This window comes from Anaerolineales bacterium, assembly GCA_022866145.1.
Taxonomy (GTDB): Bacteria; Chloroflexota; Anaerolineae; order Anaerolineales; family E44-bin32; genus PFL42.
The window spans coordinates 1-2,339 of the sequence record JALHUE010000511.1; the positions used below are offsets into that span (position 1 = coordinate 1).

Sequence of the window (2,339 nt, forward strand, 5' to 3'; positions counted from 1 at the left end):
GCAAGCCCTGTTGGGCCTTCTGATCTGGCCCTACTTCCTCGGCATAGCACTCAGGTAGCGGAGAAATAGCGACAGGCCGGACTCGGCAGTGGATCCTTGAGCCGCCGAGCGGCCTCCCCAGGGGGTGCTTCGCGAAGCTCGAGGCCGTTCGGCGGCTCGTCGGAGAGCCCCCGGGCAACGGTGGCTAGTGGAAGCCAGTTCACAGAGGGGCGCGTCCAGCATGGTCGAGATCGTCTGGGAGTTCGTCGTGAAAGAGGAGGCCCGAGGCCAGTTCGAGCTGGCGTATGGCCCAGGCGGCGCGTGGAGCAACCTGTTTGCACGGTACCCGGGCTTCCGTGGCACCACCCTGCTGCGCGACACGAAGAATCCGCGGCGGTATCTGGCGATCGACCTCTGGGAGACAGGTGCCCAGCGGCAGCAGGTGCTGGCCGAACGCAAGGCAGAGTACTCTCGCCTGGACGCCGCCTTTGCTGATTGGATCGAGTCCAGGACTGAGGTGGGCATCTTCAGCATACTAGCCGAGGCGACGGTGCGCCCCCTTGGCAGAGCAGCGCGAACCAAAGCTGGAGAGGCCGGTCGAAGGAGCCGCCGAACAACTCGCTGAAGCCGACTCGGCTGGCGGGCGAACTCGGATTGGCGCTTGGCCTGCCATATGCCCATAGAATGAAGGAGCCAAGCCTGAGCCGCCGAGCGGCTTCCCCAGGGGGTGCTTCCTTCCAGGACGCTCCGCGGTCGCGAAGCTCGAGGCCGTTCGGCGGCACTTCAGGTGTGGGGCCAGGAGGAGTAATCATGGTTTCATCGGCGCGGGGAGTTGTCCTTGTCGCCATGTCCCTCCTGCTGGCATCATGCGCATCCAACAATCCCTCCGTGACTTCCCCGCCCACTTCAAGTGCGGCATCGACCGCACCATCCCAGGATACAGCCCCACCCCCACTGCCGGCCACGCCCACCCAACCCGGGCGAATTCCAACCACGTTCGAAGATGAAGGTCGCACGCTATTTCTCGACAGTGGGGCTGTCCGGATTGGCGTTGACGCCAACTGGGGTGGGGCAATACGCGAAATCTGGTACAACGGCGACAACGTCATCAACAACTACGACGGTGGCCGCCTCATGGCCGTCTCCTTCTACGACAGCGATCTCCCGCCCGCGAGCAGCCATCCCAACGATACGGGTTGGAACGCGACGCCGTCGGACATGTACAACAGCGCCAACCCACTCGTTGACTATGCCTTCTCCGACAATGAGCTGTACACGCGCAGCCGATATATCCAATGGTTCCCTGATGACAAGGGCGGCGGCAGGACTCACCCTGTTCCGACGAACATCATCGTTGAGAGTCGGATTGCGTTCTTCGGCACTCCTGAGACGATCCGCGTCAGCTACCGAGTCGTCAATGAGGGCGACGACTCTCACGCAATCGCCAACCAGGAGTTCCCGTTTGCCTACGTACGCACACCCTACAACAGGTACGTCAGTTACACAGGTAGCGATCCGTGGACCAACGGCCAGCCCACAATCGTGACAATGCCCTCGAGCGGCACAGGGGGAGCCACAGCGATCGCTACCGAGCGATGGGCCGGCTTCATGAATCCGGAGGACGAAGGTCTAGTTCTTTGGGCGCCCCAGTCCTACGGCCAATTCACCTACGGCCACTTCGACAACCCCGGGCCTGTGGAGAACTCCACATTCTACCTGCTACCCCGCGCGCTCTTTTCGATCCCTGCAGGCTTCTCGCAAGAGACGTACGTATTCATCTTCATGGGGAACTGGGTCCGAAGTCGAGCGCAAATCCATCAGCTTGCAGTGAGCCTCGACTTCGACGACATTATGCCTCCATTCGGCACGATCGACGCGCCGAGCCAAGGCGGGACGGTCTCGGGAGTGGCCACACTTGATGGATGGGCGATCGATGACCTCGGGGTTGCGACCATCCGGTTCACAGTTGATGGCGAATCACATGGTGCCGCAACCTACGGGGGCCAACGCGAGGACGTTGCACGGGATTACCCCGGGCTCCCCGGTTCCCCATACTTCGGATTCTGGCTGCACCTCGACACGCGCACACTGCCGAACGGGACTCACACGCTTGAGCTTGTGGCCGAGGACACTTCCGGAAACACGAGCCAGCTCAGGCCAGGCATCTTGAGTATCAATGTGCAGAACTAGTACCGCCGAACAACTCGCTGCCTGCCAAAGCCGCACATCGTCCCGATGTCCTTCGGGAGGCCGGGGAAGCCGACTCGGCTGTCGGGCGAGAAGGCACGTAGGTTGGCCTGCCGTGTGGTCGGCGCGAGAATGGAAGTGAGCCCGAGCCGCCGAGCGGCTTCCCCAGGGGA

General features: G+C 62.5%; 2 protein-coding genes. Both read left to right on the top strand.

All coding sequences use genetic code 11. The features are described 5' to 3' along the window. Positions 1–220: 220 nt before the first annotated feature. On the top strand, positions 221–604 hold the full coding sequence (locus tag MUO23_14855) for an antibiotic biosynthesis monooxygenase (GenBank protein ID MCJ7514230.1): 384 nt from the start codon (positions 221–223) through the stop codon (positions 602–604). A gap of 509 nt (positions 605–1,113) precedes the next feature. Next, the gene (locus tag MUO23_14860) at positions 1,114–2,169 is read left to right on the top strand and encodes an Ig-like domain-containing protein (protein MCJ7514231.1); all 1,056 of its coding nucleotides are present in this window, start codon (positions 1,114–1,116) and stop codon (positions 2,167–2,169) included. The last annotated feature ends 170 nt before the right edge of the window (positions 2,170–2,339 follow it).

What these genes read in the sequence shown, in the direction of transcription:
- MUO23_14855 (MCJ7514230.1), top strand. Translation starts at nt 221, where the DNA reads ATGGTCGAGATCGTCTGGGAGTTCGTCGTGAAAGAGGAGGCCCGAGGC.
- MUO23_14860 (MCJ7514231.1), top strand. Translation starts at nt 1,114, where the DNA reads ATGGCCGTCTCCTTCTACGACAGCGATCTCCCGCCCGCGAGCAGCCAT.